Genomic DNA, 17,887 nt, shown 5'->3' with positions numbered 1-17,887 from the left:
CTGCGTTGTTCAGGCTGTGCCTGTGGACATCGCAGTATTACCAGCACAGCCTGGGCGACACGTTGAGCTGGGCCTTGCCCGTGCTGCTGCGTCAAGGTGAACTGGCCGAAAGCCGCCAGGAGCGCTTCTGGCACGTGGCACCGGGTGCCAGTGCCGATGATCCGCGCATCGCCCGCGCGCCCAGACAGCGTGAGGCGCTGACGACCCTCGCCCAGCACCCGCACGGCGTGGCGCATCAACTGCTCAGCAAACTGATGCTGAACAAGGACAGCCTCAATCTGCTGCTGGCCAAGGAACTGGTCTACGTCGAAGTGCGCAGTCATGCGCCCAGTGCACGTCACGAACACTGGCTGGCCCAGCCAGAACTGCCGCTCAACACCGAGCAACGCGCCGCTTACGAAGCGATCCGTGCCGGCTTCGACAGTTTTCATGCGTTCCTGCTGGCAGGCGTTACCGGCAGTGGCAAGACCGAAGTCTATCTGCAACTGATTCGCGAGACCCTCGAGGCAGGCAAGCAGGCGCTGGTGCTGATCCCGGAAATCAACCTGGGGCCGCAGACCCTGGCGCGCTTCGAGCAACGTTTTAATGCGCGCATTGCACTCGTGCACTCGGCCGTCAACGACCGCGAACGACTCGACGCCTGGCTGGCGGCGCGCGATGGCGAGGCCGACATCATCATCGGCACGCGCTCGGCGCTGTTCACCCCGATGAAAAACCCTGGCCTGATCATCATCGACGAAGAACACGACGGCTCCTATAAACAGCAGGAAGGGCTGCGCTATCACGCTCGCGATCTGGCACTGGTGCGGGCGCGTCAGGAAAACATCCCGATCGTCCTCGGCTCCGCCACGCCCTCCCTGGAAAGCCTGCACAACGCTTACACCGGGCGCTACGGCCTGCTGCGTCTGAATCAGCGAGCGGGCGGTGCACAGCAACCACGGTTCATGCGCCTGGACGTCAAGAGCAGGCCGCTGGACAGCGGCATTTCCGGGCCGATGCAACAGGCCATTGGCCAGACCCTCGCGGCAGGCCAGCAGGTATTGGTGTTCCTCAACCGTCGTGGCTTTGCGCCGACATTGCTGTGCCATGACTGCGGCTGGATGTCCGGCTGTCAACGCTGCGATGCGCGCATGACCGTCCACCAGCGCTCGGGCGAGCTGCGCTGCCATCACTGCGGTTACGTCGAGCGCGTGCCGCGCCAGTGCCCATCGTGCGGCAAGGTGGACTTGCGACCGGTAGGCGCGGGCACCGAGCGCGCCGAAGAGCGGCTGGCAATTCTGTTTCCCGACTATCCCGTTCTGCGCGTCGACCGCGACAGCACGTCGCGCAAGGACGCCATGAATCAGTTGTTCGCGACCATCCAGCGCGGCCAGCCGTGCATTCTGGTCGGCACGCAAATGCTCGCCAAGGGTCATCACTTCCCCCGCGTGACGCTGGTGTCGATTCTGGATGCCGACGGCGGACTGTTTTCCGGAGATTTCCGCGCAAGCGAGCGCATGGCGCAGTTGATCGTGCAGGTTGCAGGCCGGGCCGGACGCGCTGAAGAGCCGGGCAAGGTGATCATCCAGACCCATCTGGCCGATCACCCGCTATTGATTCAACTGACCGAGCAGGGTTACTTCGCGTTTGCCGAACAGGCCTTGAGCGAACGTCGCTCGGCGGGCCTGCCTCCGTTTTCGCACCTTGCCCTGCTGCGTGCCGAAGCCCACAAACCCGGACAGGCCGAAGCGTTTCTCGATCAGGCCTGCAGCGACGCCGAACAACGGGTTGCGCAGTTGGGCCTGGGCGGTATCGAGCTGCTGGGGCCGGTTCCCGCACCTATGGAGCGCCGTGCCGGGCGTTACCGGGCGCAACTGCTGATACAGTCCAGTGCACGCGCGCCACTGCACAAATTGCTTGCCACCTGGCTGCTTGCGCTGGAGCAAATGCCCAGCGGGCGACAGGTCAGATGGTCACTGGATGTGGACCCGGTGGATCTTTATTAAGTCACGCCGTTGGCAAGCAGGCTTGAGCAACGGATAATGCGGAGTTTTTCCACCCGCGCATCGAAGCGCCACCGCGCTTGCGGTCGAAGAGAGCCTCATGAAAGACACGATTCGCCAGCTGATTCAACAAGCCCTGACCCGTCTCGTCACCGAGGGCGTCTTGCCAGAAGGGCTGACGCCGGCGATCCAGGTCGAAAACGCCCGCGACAAGACGCACGGCGACTTCGCCAGCAATATCGCGATGATGCTCGCCAAACCTGCCGGGATGAAGCCGCGCGACCTGGCTGAAAAACTGATCGCCGCGCTGCCTGCCGACGAGCAGGTCAGCAAGGTCGAAATTGCCGGTCCGGGCTTCCTTAATTTCTTCCAGAACACTGCCGCACTGGCCGCGCGCCTCGACACTGCGCTGGCCGACGCGCACCTCTCGGTGCGCAAGGCCGGCGCTGCTCAGCGCGTAGTGGTCGACCTGTCGGCACCGAACCTGGCCAAGGAAATGCACGTTGGCCACTTGCGCTCGACCATTATCGGTGACGGCGTGGCGAACGTTCTGACGTTCCTCGGCGACACGGTCATTCGTCAGAACCACGTGGGCGACTGGGGCACCCAGTTCGGCATGCTGCTGGCCTACCTGCAGGAAAAACCCGCGACCAGCGACGAGTTGTCCGACCTGGAAGACTTCTACCGCGCCGCCAAGCAGCGCTTCGACGAGTCCGAAGCGTTCGCCGAGCGCGCGCGTGGCCTGGTGGTCAAGTTGCAGGCCGGCGATGCCGAGTGCCTGGCCCTGTGGACGCGCTTCAAGGACATTTCGCTGTCGCACTGCCAGGAAACCTACGAGCGCCTCAACGTCAAGCTGACTCCGGCAGACGTGATGGGCGAAAGTGCCTACAACGATGACCTGGCCAATGTCGTCAACGACCTGAAAGCCAGTGGCCTGCTGGTCGAGAGCAATGGCGCGCAGTGCGTGTTCCTCGAAGAATTCCGCACCGCCGATGACACGCCCCTGCCGGTGATCGTGCAGAAGGCCGGTGGCGGTTATCTGTATGCCACGACCGATCTGGCGGCCATCCGCTACCGCAGCAAGGTGCTCAAAGCCGACCGCGTACTGTATTTCGTCGATCAGCGTCAGGCCCTGCACTTCCAGCAGGTATTCGAAGTGGCGCGCCGCGCCGGTTTCGTCCATGACGGCATGCAGCTCGAACACATGGGCTTCGGCACCATGAACGGGGCCGACGGTCGCCCGTTCAAGACCCGCGATGGCGGCACGGTCAAGCTCATCGACCTGCTCGATGAAGCCGAAGAGCGCGCCTACTCGCTGGTCAAGGAAAAGAACCCGGAAGTCGCCGAAGCAGAATTGCGCAGCATTGCCAGGGCAGTGGGCATCAGCGCAGTAAAATATGCCGACCTGTCCAAGCACCGGGCCAGTGATTACAGCTTCAACTTCGATCAGATGCTGAGCTTCGAGGGCAATACCGCGCCTTATCTGCTGTACGCCTATACCCGTGTGGCCGGTGTGTTCCGCAAGCTGGGCACGCCGTTCGATGCCGGCAAGGGGCAGATTGTCCTGGCCGCGCCGCAGGAGCAGGAATTGGCTGCACGTCTTGCGCAGTTCACTGAAACATTGAATAACGTCGCAGAAAAAGGCACACCGCACGTACTTTGTGCTTACCTGTATGACCTTGCGGGTCTGTTTTCGAGCTTTTATGAAAACTGCCCGATCCTTGGTGCGGAAAACTCCGATCAGCAACAGAGCCGTCTGCGTCTGGCTGCCCTGACCGGCCGCACCCTCAAGCAAGGCCTGCACCTGTTGGGTCTGGAAACTCTGGAGCGTATGTAAGTTGGCAGTTGCGAAGAAGAAACCGGCACCCAAGCGGGGCGCCAGCCGTTATCAGGCACCCGCGAAGAAGCCGATTCCAGGATGGTTGTGGCTGGCGATTGGCTTGACCGTGGGCGCATTCGTGGTCTTTCTGATGAAACTCGAACCGGGCGGCGAAGACGTCAAGCGGGTCAAGGCAGACGCCAAGGCCGCGAAAATCGCCGAAGCGAACAAGACTCCGCCCAGCCCGACGGCTCCGGTCAAACCCAAGTACGACTTCTATACGCTGCTCCCGGAATCGGAAGTGATCGTGCCGAACGAAGCCGTGCCGGAAAAGACGCCACCGCCCGTGGCACCGACTGCGCCGGTCTCGCCCGAACAGGCAGCCAAGATCGATACGGCACGTGCCCAGGCAGCCCTCAGCGGTCTGACGCCACCACCGGCACCACCGGTCGCCACGACCAAGCCGGCAGCGGTCACGACGTTTTTCCTGCAGGCGGGCTCGTTCCGCAAACAGGCTGACGCCGAAAAAGTCCGCGCGCAGATCATCCTGCTGGGCCAGACATCCACCGTCGAATCAGGCACCGTCAAGGATGAAACCTGGTATCGCGTACTGGTCGGCCCGTTCAGCAACCGCGAACAACTGACCACTGCCCAGAAACAACTGGCAAGCGGCGGATTCAGTAACCTGTTGCTGCAACAGCGCCAGAGCCGATAGTCAAAGTACCTCTGTTTCCGTGCTGATCGCGATGTTTCGATGAGTGCGGAAACAGAGGCTTCTGCCCGAAGGGCGTAGGAGCGGACTTGTGCGCGATCTGCCGGGAACCAGCAGCAAAACCAGCCGCATCGGTGTATCAGACCCAGCCGAGGCAGCCTGTTTGGGGGCCGCTTCGCAGCCCATCGCGGACAAGTCCGCTCCTTGCCCGTTGGGCAGAATCAAAACGGCCTTCTGTCCGCTACAAAAACCGGGAGATCGCGGACAAACGAAGCGTCGCCCGGCCCGCTTAAAGGGTTGGGACAAGAATCATACGGTCATTCCCCCCGATTCATCCCCAAGGTTGAAATACTCACCCACACCCCCATATGAGTTTGCATCAGGGCATTTTCGCCCCGCAGTGTGGAGACTCTCCCTTGACCACCATCGTTTCAGTGCGCCGCCACGGTAAAGTCGTCATGGCTGGCGACGGCCAGGTTTCTCTGGGCAACACCGTTATGAAAGGCAACGCCAAGAAGGTGCGCCGTCTTTATCACGGCGAAGTGATCGCCGGGTTCGCTGGCGCGACCGCCGATGCATTCACGCTGTTCGAACGCTTTGAGGCCCAGTTGGAAAAACACCAGGGGCATCTGGTTCGTGCAGCGGTCGAACTGGCCAAGGACTGGCGTACCGATCGATCGCTGAGCCGTCTCGAGGCCATGCTGGCAGTCGCCAACAAGGATGCTTCGCTGATCATCACCGGCAACGGCGATGTCGTAGAGCCCGAGGATGGCCTGATCGCCATGGGCTCCGGCGGCGCATTTGCTCAGGCCGCCGCGCGCGCCCTGCTGCTCAAGACCGACTTGTCGGCACGTGAAATCGCCGAGACTTCCCTGCATATCGCCGGCGACATTTGCGTGTTCACCAACCACAACATCACTATTGAGGAGCAGGACCTCGCCGGTTAAGCCCCTGCCGGGCCGCACCGTTTGTGGCCCTGTCGGCTTTACCGTACTTGAGGACCGTGAATAACCATGTCCATGACTCCCCGCGAAATCGTCCATGAACTCAATCGCCATATCATCGGCCAGGACGATGCCAAGCGCGCCGTTGCCATTGCCCTGCGCAATCGCTGGCGCCGTATGCAACTGCCTGAAGAGCTGCGCGTAGAAGTAACACCCAAGAACATTCTGATGATCGGCCCGACCGGTGTCGGCAAGACTGAAATTGCCCGCCGCCTGGCCAAGCTCGCCAACGCACCGTTCATCAAGGTAGAAGCGACCAAATTCACTGAGGTGGGTTATGTCGGCCGCGATGTCGAGTCGATCATCCGCGATCTGGCCGATGCGGCAATCAAGCTTCTGCGCGAACAGGAGATCATCAAGGTCCGCCACCGCGCCGAAGACGCAGCCGAAGACCGTATCCTCGACGCCCTGCTACCGCCTGCCCGCGTCGGCTTCAATGAAGACCCGGCACAGAGCAGCGATTCCAACACGCGTCAGCTGTTCCGCAAGCGTCTGCGCGAAGGCCAGCTGGACGACAAGGAAATCGAGATCGAGATCAACGAAGCTGTAGGTGTCGATATCTCCGCGCCGCCTGGCATGGAAGAAATGACCAATCAGCTTCAGAGCCTGTTCGCCAACATGGGCAAAGGCAAGACCAAGAGCCGCAAACTCAAGGTCAAGGACGCGCTCAAGCTGGTACGTGAGGAAGAAGCGGGCCGTCTGGTCAACGACGAAGAATTGAAGGCCAAGGCTCTTGAAGCGGTCGAGCAACACGGTATCGTGTTCATCGACGAGATCGACAAGGTTGCCAAACGCGGTAATTCGGGCGGTGTCGATGTATCCCGCGAAGGCGTTCAGCGCGACCTGCTGCCGCTGATCGAAGGCTGCACCGTGAACACCAAGCTGGGCATGGTCAAGACTGATCACATCCTGTTCATCGCGTCAGGCGCGTTTCATTTGAGCAAACCGAGTGATCTGGTCCCTGAGCTGCAAGGCCGCCTGCCGATTCGCGTTGAGCTCAAGGCGCTGTCGCCGCAGGATTTCGAACGCATCCTCAGCGAGCCACACGCGTCGCTGACCGAACAGTACCGTGAACTGCTCAAGACCGAAGGCCTGAAGATCGAGTTCAAGCCTGAAGGCATCAAACGTCTGGCCGAGATTGCCTGGCAGGTCAACGAGAAGACCGAGAACATCGGTGCCCGTCGTCTGCACACGCTGCTTGAACGCCTGCTTGAGGAAGTCTCCTTCAGCGCCGGTGACCTGGCCATCAGCCCTGACGCAGCGCCGATTGAAATCGATGCAGAATACGTCAACAGCCACTTGGGCGACCTGGCTGAAAACGAAGACCTGTCGCGGTATATTCTTTAAGCACGAGCTGCAAGCGGTTAGCTGCAAGCTGCAAGAGGTCGTTCACTCCTGCAGCTTCTCGCTCCTGCTTGCAGCTTAAACTTGAAGCTGCTCTTTTTGAGGCTGCCTTTGATGCTCCCCACCGCCATCCAGCTGCACAAAGCCTCCAAGACCCTGACACTCAAATACGCGCCGGATGAGGAATACCATCTGCCCGCCGAATTTCTGCGGGTACATTCCCCTTCTGCCGAGGTTCAGGGCCACGGCAAGCCCATCCTGCAATTCGGCAAGCTGGGCGTCGGCCTGACCAAGGTCGAGCCGGCCGGGCAATATGCACTGAAACTGACCTTCGACGACGGACACGACTCAGGACTGTTCACCTGGGATTACCTGTACGAACTGGCAAAGCGCCAGGAGTCTCTGTGGGAAGACTATCTGCAAGAGTTGAAAAAGGCAGGCAAATCCCGCGACCCTTCCGAACAAGTCATCAAGCTGATGCTCTGATTTTTCCAGCCGCGCGCCGCTCTGCAACCTCCCTCGCCCAACCTCACCACTCGCCGTTTTAGGACGCGCTTTCTAATAGATTTTGTTTCAATGTTCCGCGCAGCGGCCAATGAATGGCTGACGCTGCTTGCGATTTTTTTAAATCTCGGGTAACCAATGATTCTGGCAGATTCCATGCATCAACATCGGTGCGGGAAAACAGCCGGCAAGGCATATGAGTTAAACGAGCAGTAGTACTGGCTGACCGCCTGTGTCACTGGTTCACAGGCAAGGAATGTCGGTGTTCGTCTCAAGACAATGGAGCGTCGTAGATGAGTAACGCGAAAGACGATGACCTGCAGCGCCAGGCTTCCGAGCACACCCTGGGCCTAAATCCGGTCGTTGGCCTGCGACGCAAGGACTTGCTGAGCACTGCGCGCATGGTTTTGCGTCAGGCTTTCAAGCAACCGATCCACAGCATCAAGCACGTCGCGCACCTGAGCGTCGAACTCGGAAACGTGATATTCGGCAAATCTGCCTTGCAACCCACGCCGGAAGACCGTCGCTTCGCCGATCCGGCCTGGAGCCAGAATCCGCTGTATCGCCGCTATTTGCAGACTTACCTGGCCTGGCGCAAGGAATTGCATGACTGGATCGGTGGCAGTGACCTCACCCCACAAGACATCAGTCGTGCGCACTTTGTGATCAACCTCATGACCGAGGCCATGTCACCGACCAACTCTGCCGCCAACCCGGCAGCCGTGAAGCGCTTCTTCGAAACCGGTGGCAAAAGCCTGCTCGATGGCCTGTCGCATCTGGCCAAGGACCTGGTGAACAACGGCGGGATGCCGAGCCAGGTCAACATGGACGCATTCGAGGTCGGCAAGAACCTGGGCACCACCGAAGGCGCTGTGGTGTTTCGCAACGATGTACTGGAGCTGATCCAGTACACGCCGATCACCGAGCAGGTTCATGAGCGACCGCTGTTGGTGATCCCGCCGCAGATCAACAAGTTCTATGTCTTCGACCTGAGCCCGGAAAAAAGCCTGGCGCGGTTCTGCCTGCGCAGCAATGTGCAGACCTTCATCATCAGTTGGCGCAACCCGACCAAGGCTCAGCGCGAATGGGGGTTGTCGACCTACATCGAGGCGCTCAAGGAAGCGGTCGATGTGGTGCTGGCGATTACCGGCAGCAAGGACATCAACATGCTGGGTGCCTGCTCCGGCGGCATCACCTGCACGGCACTGCTGGGTCACTACGCAGCCTTGGGCGAGAAGAAAGTCAACGCCATGACATTGCTGGTCAGCGTGCTCGACACCACACTGGACACCGAAGTCGCGCTGTTCGTCGACGAGCAGACCCTGGAAAGCGCCAAACGCCATTCCTATCAGGCAGGCGTACTGGAAGGTCGTGACATGGCCAAGGTGTTCGCCTGGATGCGCCCCAATGACCTGATCTGGAATTACTGGGTCAACAATTACCTGCTGGGCAACGAGCCGCCGGTCTTCGACATTCTGTTCTGGAACAACGACACCACACGCCTGCCCGCCGCCTTCCACGGCGATCTGATCGAGATGTTCAAGAACAACCCGCTGACCCGCGCCAATGCGCTGGAAGTCTGCGGCACACCGATCGACCTCAAGCAGGTAACGGCCGATGTGTTCTGCCTGGCGGGCACCAACGACCACATCACGCCGTGGGGCTCCTGCTACAAATCGGCACGCCTGTTTGGCGGCAAGACCGAGTTTGTACTGTCCAGCAGCGGCCATATCCAGAGCATTCTCAACCCGCCGGGCAACCCCAAATCGCGTTACATGACTCACGACGAGCTGCCTGCAACGCCCGCCGAGTGGCAGGAAAACGCTACCAAGCACACCGATTCCTGGTGGCTGCACTGGCAAGAGTGGCTGACCACGCGCTCGGGCAAGTTGAAAAAAGCACACGCCGGACTTGGCAATAAGGCTTATCCGGCAGCCGAGGCAGCGCCCGGAACCTACGTTCACGAACGTTAGACCCGGCCGTCTTGAGAAAACCCGGGCTGCGTTCCCGGCGGTTCAATCAACAGGGCTTCGCGCATGCCGCAACCGTTTGTTTTTCGCTCCATCGACCTGAACGGTCACACCATCCGTACCGCCGTGCGCCCGGGCAAAAGCCATCTGACACCGTTGCTGATCTTCAATGGCATCGGCGCCAACCTGGAACTGGTGTTTCCGTTTGTCGAAGCGCTGGACCCGGACCTTGAAGTCATCGCCTTCGATGTACCGGGCGTTGGCGGCTCGTCGACACCCAACCGCCCCTACCGTTTTCCGGGGCTGGCCAAACTTGCAGCGCGCATGCTCGATTACCTCAACTACGGGCAGGTCAATGCAATTGGCGTTTCCTGGGGGGGCGCCCTGGCTCAGCAGTTCGCCCACGACTACCCGGAGCGCTGCAAGAAACTGGTGCTGGCGGCTACGTCGGCAGGCATGGCGATGGTGCCGGGCAAGCCTCGGGTACTGTGGTTGATGGCCAGTCCGCGGCGCTATATTCAACCGTCGCATGTGATCCGTATTGCGCCGGAGATCTACGGCGGCGCTTTTCGACGCGACCCCAATCTGGCGGCCAATCATGCTGCCAAGGTGCGCTCGTCCGGCAAACTGGGCTATTACTGGCAATTGTTCGCCGGCATGGGCTGGACCAGCATTCACTGGCTGCACAAGGTTCACCAGCCGACCCTGGTGCTCGCCGGCGACGACGACCCGTTGATCCCGCTGGTGAATATGCGCCTGTTGGCCTGGCGAATACCCAATGCCCAGCTACACATAATCGATGACGGACATTTGTTCCTGATCACCCGTGCCGAAGCCGTTGCGCCGATCATCATGGGTTTTCTGCAGCAGGAACGGCAGCGTGCGGTCATGCATCCGCAGCCCACGCCTCCCAAGGCACGCTGAGAACAGCGCAAGCTCCGCGCCCAGGAATAACCGTTTCACCATTGCGTATTACCAGGAGTATTGACCGCGCAGAGCGACGCAAGCCCGTCGCAACGAAGGCCCGCGTCACCCCATGAGTTGCCCGACGAAGGAGTGTTGCCCTCATGCAAGAAAAACCGGCGAAGGTTGCCACAGCCGCACCTGCAAGCTTTATCAATGCGCAGAGCGCGATTACCGGGCTGCGCGGTCGAGACTTGCTTTCCACCTTGCGCAACGTCGCAGCCCAGGGTCTGCGGCACCCGATTCGCAGCGCTCGCCACGCCCTGACATTGGGCAGTCAGTTGGGGCGAGTGGTGCTGCTGGGCGAAACACTCTACCCGCATAATCCCAAAGACGCCCGCTTCGCCGACCCGACCTGGCGTCTCAATCCGCTTTATCGCCGGGGCCTGCAGGTCTATCTCGGTTGTCAGCATCAAGTCAGGCAGTGGATCGATGATAGCGATCTGTCCACAGAGGACCGGGCACGGGCGCACTTTCTCTTCACGCTGATCAACGATGCGCTGGCACCGTCCAATACCCTGTTCAATCCACAGGCCGTCAAAGAGCTGTTCAACTCGGGCGGCACCAGCCTGATCAAAGGCCTGAGCCACATGGCCGATGACCTGTTGCACAACAACGGGCTGCCCAGCCAGACCACTAAAGACGCGTTCGAAGTAGGCCGTAGCGTGGCGACCACTGCCGGTGCAGTGGTGTTTCGCAATGACATGTTCGAGCTGATCCAGTATCGGCCAATGAGCGAAAAGCAGTTCAGCCGCCCCGTCCTGATCGTGCCGCCGCAGATCAACAAGTTCTACATCTTCGATCTCAGCCCGGCCAACAGCTTTGTTCAATATGCACTCAAGAACGGCCTGCAGACCTTCGTCATCAGCTGGCGTAACCCGGATGTGCGTCACCGGGAGTGGGGGCTGTCCAGTTACGTTGGGGCGACCGAACACGCCATGAATGTCTGCCGGGCGATAACCGCTGCCCGTGAGGTCAATCTGGTGGGCGCTTGCGCGGGGGGGGCTGACCATTGCCGCGTTGCTGGGTCACTTGCAGGCCAAGCGCCAGACCCGCCGCGTGGCCAGTGCAACCTACATGGTCAGCCTGCTGGACAGTCAGATCGAAAGCCCTGCCACGTTGTTTATCGACGAGGAAACGCTTGAAGCGGCAAAGCGGCGCTCCTATCAACGAGGCGTGCTGGAAGGCAGCGAGATGAACCGGGTATTTTCCTGGATGCGCCCCAACGACCTGATCTGGACTTACTGGATCAACAATTATCTGCTGGGCAAATCACCGCCGCCATTCGACATTCTCTACTGGAACAACGACACCACGCGCCTTCCCGCTGCGTTGCATGGTGATCTGCTGGACTTTTTCAAGCACAACCCGCTCAGTCATCCGGGCGGGCTGGAGGTCTGCGGTACACCCATCGACCTGCAGAAAGTCACGGTGGACAGTTTCAGCATCGCCGGGATCAACGATCACATCACACCATGGGACGCGGTCTACCGCTCGACGCTGCTACTGGGCGGTGAGCGCCGCTTCGTTCTGTCCAACAGCGGCCATGTGCAGAGCATTCTCAACCCGCCGGGCAACCCGAAGGCCAATTATGTCGAGAACAGCACACTCAGCAGCGATCCACGCGCCTGGTATTACGACGCGCAACACCATGAAGGCAGTTGGTGGCCAAACTGGCTGAAGTGGATTCAGGAGCATTCCGGTGCCGAGCACGAAACCAGGATAGAGCTGGGCAACGCCAGCTACCCGCCGATGGAAGCCGCACCCGGGACCTATGTGCATGTGCGCTGAAGCGCTGGATGACGCCCTGCACGATCGGGCAATGCTGCCCCTCTGACTCCTGAACAAGAAGACCGGATGAAAACCCGCGACCGTATCCTTGAATGTGCCTTGACGTTGTTCAATCAACAGGGCGAGCCCAACGTTTCCACGCTGGAAATTGCCAATGAAATGGGGATCAGCCCTGGCAACCTGTATTACCACTTTCATGGCAAGGAGCCTTTGATTCTGAGTCTTTTCGAGCGGTTTCAGAACGAGCTGGCTCCGCTGCTGGATCCGCCCTCGGATGCCAGGCTTGAGGCCGAGGACTACTGGATGTTTCTGCACCTGATTGTCGAGCGTTTGTCGCACTATCGTTTTCTGTTTCAAGACCTGTCCAACCTCGCCGGAAGGCTGCCAAAACTGGCTCGCGGTATTCGCAATCTGCTCAACTCGATCAAGAAAACCCTTGCCTCGCTGCTGGCCCGCCTGAAATCCAGAGGGCAGTTGGTCAGCGAAACCCAGGCGCTGGGGCAGCTGGTGGAACAGATCACCATGAACCTGCTGTTTTCGCTGGATTACCAACGCATTCTGGGTCGTGAGGGCGACGTGCGGGTGGTGGTCTACCAGATCATGATGCTCGTGACCCCGCACTTGCTGCCGACTTCAAGGCAGGCGGCAGAACAACTGGCGATGGAGTACCTGGGTGGGTAAACACGAGCGCCATAGTGTTCTCTTGAACACTATGGTTGCTCACTCCAGCGTGGCAAGGCCTGGAGTGCAGCTGCGCGCCGCATACTGAACGCCCACGGCCCGCCGCCAGAATCAAAAGCGGATTCGCGGTTGCGACGTGACTGAGTATCACGCTGCGCTCGGCAAAGCGGTTTCTGTAGGAGCGAACCGCCTTCGGCCACAGGCCACAGCATTGTCAGAGTCATTCGGGGAATCAAAAAAGCCCGGCCTGCTTGGCAGGCCGGGCTTTCAGGTTACAGCCGGTGATCAGGACTGGCTGGCGGGTGTCGTCGGTGCTGCGGTCGGGGCTGATGCCGCAGGAGCAGAGCCGGTTGCCGGAGTCGTCGATGCAGCAGGCTTGGCGGCGGGTTTGCGGGCAGCCGGTTTTTTCGCCGCAGTCGGCTTGGCAACCGCCTTGGCCTTGCTGGCTGTAGCCGTAGTGGCCTTGCTGGCTGCATCGACCGGCTTGGCCGCGGCTTTCTTGACTGCCGGCTTGGCCGCAGCGGTTTTGGCAGCGGCTTTATCTGCCGTTTTGGCGACGGTTTTGGCCGCGGCTTTGACCAACGGTTTGGCCGCAGTCTTCGGTGCAGGTTTGGCCGCCACCGAACGCGAAGCAACCGGTCTGGCCTTCTCGCCCGTCAACAACTCGATCTGCCGGGTCAACTGGTCGACCTTGCTGTGCAGCGCCTGAACTTCATTGCGGCTCGGCACGCCCAGACGCGAAATAGCACTGTTAAGGCGCTTGTCAAAAGCCCCTTCCAGCTCATTCCATTTGCCAACCGCGAGGTCTTTTACGTCGCCGACCCGCGACTTGGCTGTCTTGGCGGTGTCCTTGACCTCGTCCAGTTGCTTCTGCGCCTCGACCTTGGTCTGCTTCTCGGCTTTCTCGCCATCCTTTACCAGCGTCTCGAACAGCTTGCTGCCGTCGTTGCTGATCTTGGAATAGGCACCCAGACCAGCCAGCCAGATCTGGCGAGAGTATTTCTCGACCTCACCAATCCATGAGCTGCCGTCTTTATCGGTTTTTTTCTTGCCAGCCATCCTGCTCTCCTTATTGTCCAGACTCTGAACGTACGAATCGTTTCGACCCGGAGCGTTCGAGCTTTTTGGGCCCGACACGTTCAAGCAATGCCGTCAGCTCGTCGAGCTTGGCAGAGAGCGTGTCAACGTCATGTTTAGACGGGATTGCGATGCGGTTCAAGGCTTTTGCGACACGACGGTCGAAAGCGCCCTCGATTCTGCCGAGTTGCGCACCGACACGACCTTTGGCGTAAGACACTTCGCCCTTGATCGAGTCGATTTCGCTGTTGGCCGCAAGACGCGTTTCATCAACCGTTCTGACGACGTCCTTTTCCGCCTGCTCGCCAGTCTTGATCAGGTCCTTGACGTACTGCGTGCCTTCCTCGTTGACTCTGGAATAGGCGCCCAGACCTGCCAGCCAGATCTTGCGGGCATACAACCTGACGTCGGAAAGCGTGGAGGACTGCTGGTCTTCGATCTTTTTCTTCGTGTTCACTCTGGCCATGGTGCACCTCATGCTCGAAAGTTGAAGGAACCGCCCCGGAACGGGCATGAACACAAAGTTACGGAGAAAAATTAGAATGCTCACCCTAGGGTGCGCCGCAGGCTTCAGGCCGCCAGGGCTTTATCCAGTACCCGCTCGACTTCTGCCTTGATCGACCCGCTCATGGCCGACAGAATGAAGTTCAGCTCAATGTCGATGCGGATCAACGCTTCTTCGACTTCGACCTTGCCTTTGGCACCCTTGCCTTCCAGTTTCACGGTATCGCCCGCCCATTCGTGGGCCAGCCCGTATTTGTCGGAAAGCTTCTCGACCAGTTGCTCGGCCTTCTCGCGAGCCTTTTCCCGGCCCAGGGTGTGCGGGCGTTCAACGGTTATCTTGGCCATGCAGGCTTCCTTGATGGTCATGTGAAATGCGGCGCAACTATATACACCCGCCTGCATCCAAGAAAGCGTTGCTGGTGAGCCTTGTCAAGACAAAGCCGGCCCTGGCGATTAGAATGGCCCGCACTCTATTCCGGTGAAGCGATATGAACGATCAGCGCAAAGGCAGCGATGCCGAACCTACGACTCACTTCGGTTACAAAAATGTACCGGAAAGCCAGAAGGCAGAAAAAGTCGCTGAGGTTTTCCATTCGGTTGCGGCCAAATACGACCTGATGAACGACCTGCTGTCCGGTGGCATGCATCGCCTGTGGAAGCGTTTTGCAATCGAGCTTTCAGGTGTCCGTACCGGCAACCGCGTACTGGATATTGCCGGCGGCACGGGCGACCTGACCCGCAAATTCTCGAATCTGGTCGGCCCGACCGGCCAGGTCGTGCTGGCCGACATCAACGCCTCGATGCTCAAGGTCGGTCGGGACCGCCTGCTGGACCTTGGCGTGTCGGGCAATGTCGAGTTCGTCCAGGCCGACGCTGAAAAGCTGCCGTTCCCGGACAACCATTTCGACTGTGTGACCATCGCCTTCGGCCTGCGCAACGTGACGCACAAGGAAGACGCCCTGCGCTCGATGCTGCGCGTGCTCAAGCCCGGTGGACGCCTGCTGGTGCTGGAGTTCTCCAAGCCGACCAACAAGCTCATGTCCAAGGCGTACGACGCCTATTCCTTTGCGTTCATGCCGTTGATGGGCAAGCTGGTCACCAACGACTCGGAGAGTTACCGCTACCTGGCCGAATCGATCCGCATGCACCCCAACCAGGAAACCCTCAAGTCGATGATGGTAGAAGCCGGTTTTGACCGCGTTACCTACCACAACATGACTGCGGGCGTCGTGGCCTTGCACCGCGGTATCAAACCCTGATGTTGCTTCGGGGGCTGCTCGCCAGTATCGAGCACGGCATCAATCGCGTGCTGCGTCTGGACAGCACGGCGCTACCGCGCATGGCACGGCTGTCCGGTCATGTCATCGCTGTGGACTGTCGCGATCCGTCCCTGAAAATCTTCATCCTGCCCAGTGACGAAGGTCTTCTTCTGGCCGCTGACTGGGCTGCCGACGCCGATTGCACGTTGCGCGCACCGGCCTCCAGCCTGCTGCGTCTCGCCCTGAGCAAGGACAAGACCGCCGTGCTGCATGGCCCTGACGTCGAACTCGACGGAGACAGTGGCGTGCTGCTCGAACTGGTCGGCATTCTTCAGGACCTGGAACTGGATTGGGAACACGAACTGTCCAGCTGGATCGGCCCGGTGGCCAGCCAGTTGCTCGGCAGCCGATTGCGCAGCAGCGGGCGCTGGACGCGTGAAAGCCTCAACAGCCTCAGCCAGAACGTTGCCGATTACCTCAGCGAAGAATCCCGCACGCTGGTGGGCAAACACGAAGCCGAAGCACGATTTGCCGAACTCGATCGGATCAAACTCGATCTGGACCGTCTCGAGGCGCGCTTTGCCCGCCTTGCCCACTCCCTCAATACCAGCGATAACGCATGAAGCTGCTTGCCGTCCGCCGTCTGTTTCGCATTCAACGTGTCGTTATCCGCTATCGCCTCGATGACCTGTTGTTCGCCCTGCCCTTGCCGTGGTGGCTGCTCGCGGTGCGTTTCGTGCTGCCCTGGCGCTGGCTGCCACGGCGCAAATCCGAGCTGAGCCGTGGCGTACGCTTTCGTCTGGCATTGCAGGACCTGGGGCCGATTTTCATCAAGTTCGGGCAACTGCTGTCCACCCGCCGCGATCTTCTGCCCGAAGACATCGCCGACGAACTGATGCTGCTGCAGGACCGCGTTCCACCCTTTGATCAGCAATTGGCGATCAAGCTGATCGAAGAGCAGCTTGGCGCGCGCATCTGTGATGTATTCAGCCGTTTTGACGAAACACCGCTGGCATCGGCTTCGGTTGCCCAGGTGCATGCAGCCTGCCTGAAGACCGGCGAAGAAGTGGTGGTGAAAGTGGTACGCCCCGGCCTCAAGCCGGTCATTGGCCAGGACCTCGCATGGCTGTTCATTCTCGCCCGCACGGCCGAGCGCGTCTCGGCCGACGCCCGCCTGCTGCACCCGGTGCAGGTGGTGATGGATTACGAGAAAACCATCTATGACGAGCTGGACCTGCTGCGCGAAGCGGCCAACTCCAGCCAGCTGCGGCGTAACTTCGAAGGCTCCGACCTGCTTTACGTACCACAAGTCTACTGGGACTGGTGCCGTCCGAAAGTGCTGGTCATGGAGCGCATCTACGGCCTTCAGGTCACCGACCTGGCCGCACTGGCCGACCAGCGTACCGACATGAAGCTGCTGGCCGAGCGCGGTGTGGAGATCTTTTTTACCCAGATATTCCGTGACAGCTTCTTCCACGCCGACATGCACCCCGGCAATATTTTCGTCAGCACCGTGAACCCGTGGAGCCCGAAATACATTGCCATCGACTGCGGAATCGTCGGCAGCCTGACACCGGAAGATCAGGATTATCTGGCCCGTAACCTGTTTGCCTTCTTCAAGCGTGATTATCGTCGGGTTGCGCAACTGCACATCGATTCGGGCTGGGTGCCGGCAGAGACCAAGCTCAACGAGTTCGAAGCTGCAATCCGTACGGTCTGCGAACCGATTTTCGAGAAGCCGCTCAAGGATATTTCCTTTGGCCAGGTGTTGATGCGCCTGTTCCAGACTGCACGCCGCTTCAATATGGAAGTCCAGCCGCAACTGGTTCTGCTGCAGAAGACTCTGCTCAATATCGAAGGGCTGGGTCGTCAGCTGTACCCCGATCTGGACCTGTGGAGCACCGCGCAGCCGTATCTGGAGCGCTGGATGCGTGAACGGGTCAGCCCGAAAACCCTGTTGGGCAATCTGCAATCACAGGTCGAGCAACTGCCGCATATCGCCGGCATGACCCGCGATCTGCTGGAGCGCATGTCTCGCCCTCACGCTTCGGATCCGCCACGGCCCTGGCACGAGCGCAAGGACGAGCCGGTCCTGCGGCTTATCGGCGCTGCGTTGCTGGTGGGCGGCGCGATACAGGGCTGGGTGATGAGTGAGGCAGCCACCCAACTGCTGACGCTCACCGCGTGGCCAGCTGCAATCATGCTGATCGCCGGGCTGTATCTGATCGTTCGCCGATAGCCAGCAGCGTATGGCGCTGGCACACTGTTCAATCCGCC

Annotated in this window: 15 protein-coding genes and 1 pseudogene; 13 read left to right on the top strand and 3 right to left on the bottom strand. The window is 60.1% G+C overall.

Going from position 1 to position 17,887, the window contains the following annotated elements:
• From ALO80_RS10900 to ALO80_RS10855, 10 genes and pseudogenes are all read left to right on the top strand, one after another.
• The coding region (locus ALO80_RS10900) for a primosomal protein N' (RefSeq protein ID WP_055009017.1) at positions 1-1,985 on the top strand (1,985 nt) is incomplete at its 5' end.
• A gap of 97 nt (positions 1,986-2,082) precedes the next feature.
• Complete coding sequence (gene argS / locus ALO80_RS10895; protein WP_055009012.1) at positions 2,083-3,819, top strand: arginine--tRNA ligase; 1,737 nt, start codon at positions 2,083-2,085, stop codon at positions 3,817-3,819.
• A 1-nt stretch (position 3,820) separates the two neighbouring features.
• Complete coding sequence (locus ALO80_RS10890) at positions 3,821-4,516, top strand: SPOR domain-containing protein (protein ID WP_002551645.1); 696 nt, start codon at positions 3,821-3,823, stop codon at positions 4,514-4,516.
• Between the two features lie 413 nt (positions 4,517-4,929).
• On the top strand, positions 4,930-5,460 hold the full coding sequence (gene hslV, locus ALO80_RS10885) for an ATP-dependent protease subunit HslV (RefSeq protein WP_003392345.1): 531 nt from the start codon (positions 4,930-4,932) through the stop codon (positions 5,458-5,460).
• 66 nt (positions 5,461-5,526) lie between these two features.
• Positions 5,527-6,864, top strand: a complete 1,338-nt coding sequence (hslU, locus tag ALO80_RS10880) for an ATP-dependent protease ATPase subunit HslU (RefSeq protein WP_055009011.1) — start codon at positions 5,527-5,529, stop codon at positions 6,862-6,864.
• A 108-nt stretch (positions 6,865-6,972) separates the two neighbouring features.
• Positions 6,973-7,347, top strand: a complete 375-nt coding sequence (locus ALO80_RS10875; protein ID WP_162839041.1) for a gamma-butyrobetaine hydroxylase-like domain-containing protein — start codon at positions 6,973-6,975, stop codon at positions 7,345-7,347.
• Between the two features lie 311 nt (positions 7,348-7,658).
• Positions 7,659-9,338, top strand: a complete 1,680-nt coding sequence (gene phaC / locus ALO80_RS10870) for a class II poly(R)-hydroxyalkanoic acid synthase (protein WP_055009009.1) — start codon at positions 7,659-7,661, stop codon at positions 9,336-9,338.
• A gap of 63 nt (positions 9,339-9,401) precedes the next feature.
• Positions 9,402-10,259: a poly(3-hydroxyalkanoate) depolymerase gene (gene phaZ, locus ALO80_RS10865; RefSeq protein ID WP_055004897.1), complete on the top strand. Its 858-nt coding sequence runs from the start codon at positions 9,402-9,404 to the stop codon at positions 10,257-10,259.
• Positions 10,260-10,402: 143 nt separating this feature from the next.
• Positions 10,403-12,089 (top strand): annotated as a pseudogene (gene phaC / locus ALO80_RS10860) (class II poly(R)-hydroxyalkanoic acid synthase).
• 66 nt (positions 12,090-12,155) lie between these two features.
• The gene (locus ALO80_RS10855) at positions 12,156-12,770 is read left to right on the top strand and encodes a TetR/AcrR family transcriptional regulator (protein WP_055009008.1); all 615 of its coding nucleotides are present in this window, start codon (positions 12,156-12,158) and stop codon (positions 12,768-12,770) included.
• 285 nt (positions 12,771-13,055) lie between these two features.
• On the opposite strand, the gene ALO80_RS10850 is transcribed toward ALO80_RS10855, so the two are convergent.
• From ALO80_RS10850 to ALO80_RS10840, 3 genes are all read right to left on the bottom strand, one after another.
• Positions 13,056-13,829, bottom strand: a complete 774-nt coding sequence (locus ALO80_RS10850; protein ID WP_055009007.1) for a phasin family protein — start codon at positions 13,827-13,829, stop codon at positions 13,056-13,058.
• Between the two features lie 10 nt (positions 13,830-13,839).
• Positions 13,840-14,313 (bottom strand): phasin family protein, encoded by a 474-nt coding sequence (locus ALO80_RS10845; protein WP_055009006.1) that lies wholly within the window; start codon positions 14,311-14,313, stop codon positions 13,840-13,842.
• 104 nt (positions 14,314-14,417) lie between these two features.
• The gene (locus ALO80_RS10840; protein ID WP_055009016.1) at positions 14,418-14,696 is read right to left on the bottom strand and encodes a polyhydroxyalkanoic acid system family protein; all 279 of its coding nucleotides are present in this window, start codon (positions 14,694-14,696) and stop codon (positions 14,418-14,420) included.
• A gap of 143 nt (positions 14,697-14,839) precedes the next feature.
• Between ALO80_RS10840 and ubiE the strand changes: the two genes are divergently transcribed.
• From ubiE to ubiB, 3 genes are read left to right on the top strand one after another with little or no spacing between them, the layout of a single operon-like run.
• The gene (gene ubiE, locus ALO80_RS10835) at positions 14,840-15,610 is read left to right on the top strand and encodes a bifunctional demethylmenaquinone methyltransferase/2-methoxy-6-polyprenyl-1,4-benzoquinol methylase UbiE (RefSeq protein WP_002551635.1); all 771 of its coding nucleotides are present in this window, start codon (positions 14,840-14,842) and stop codon (positions 15,608-15,610) included.
• Positions 15,610-16,233, top strand: coding sequence for a ubiquinone biosynthesis accessory factor UbiJ (locus tag ALO80_RS10830; protein ID WP_054988130.1), 624 nt, complete (start codon positions 15,610-15,612; stop codon positions 16,231-16,233). Before ubiE ends, ALO80_RS10830 begins: the two co-directional genes overlap by 1 nt.
• Positions 16,230-17,849, top strand: a complete 1,620-nt coding sequence (gene ubiB, locus ALO80_RS10825; RefSeq protein WP_055004899.1) for a ubiquinone biosynthesis regulatory protein kinase UbiB — start codon at positions 16,230-16,232, stop codon at positions 17,847-17,849. The genes ALO80_RS10830 and ubiB overlap by 4 nt, the downstream gene beginning before the upstream one ends.
• Positions 17,850-17,887 lie beyond the last annotated feature (38 nt).

This window comes from Pseudomonas caricapapayae (genome assembly GCF_001400735.1).
GTDB classification, from domain to species: domain Bacteria; phylum Pseudomonadota; class Gammaproteobacteria; order Pseudomonadales; family Pseudomonadaceae; genus Aquipseudomonas; species Aquipseudomonas caricapapayae.
Note: the sequence above shows the minus strand (reverse complement) of the source record. Positions and strands in the feature narration are given on the sequence as shown.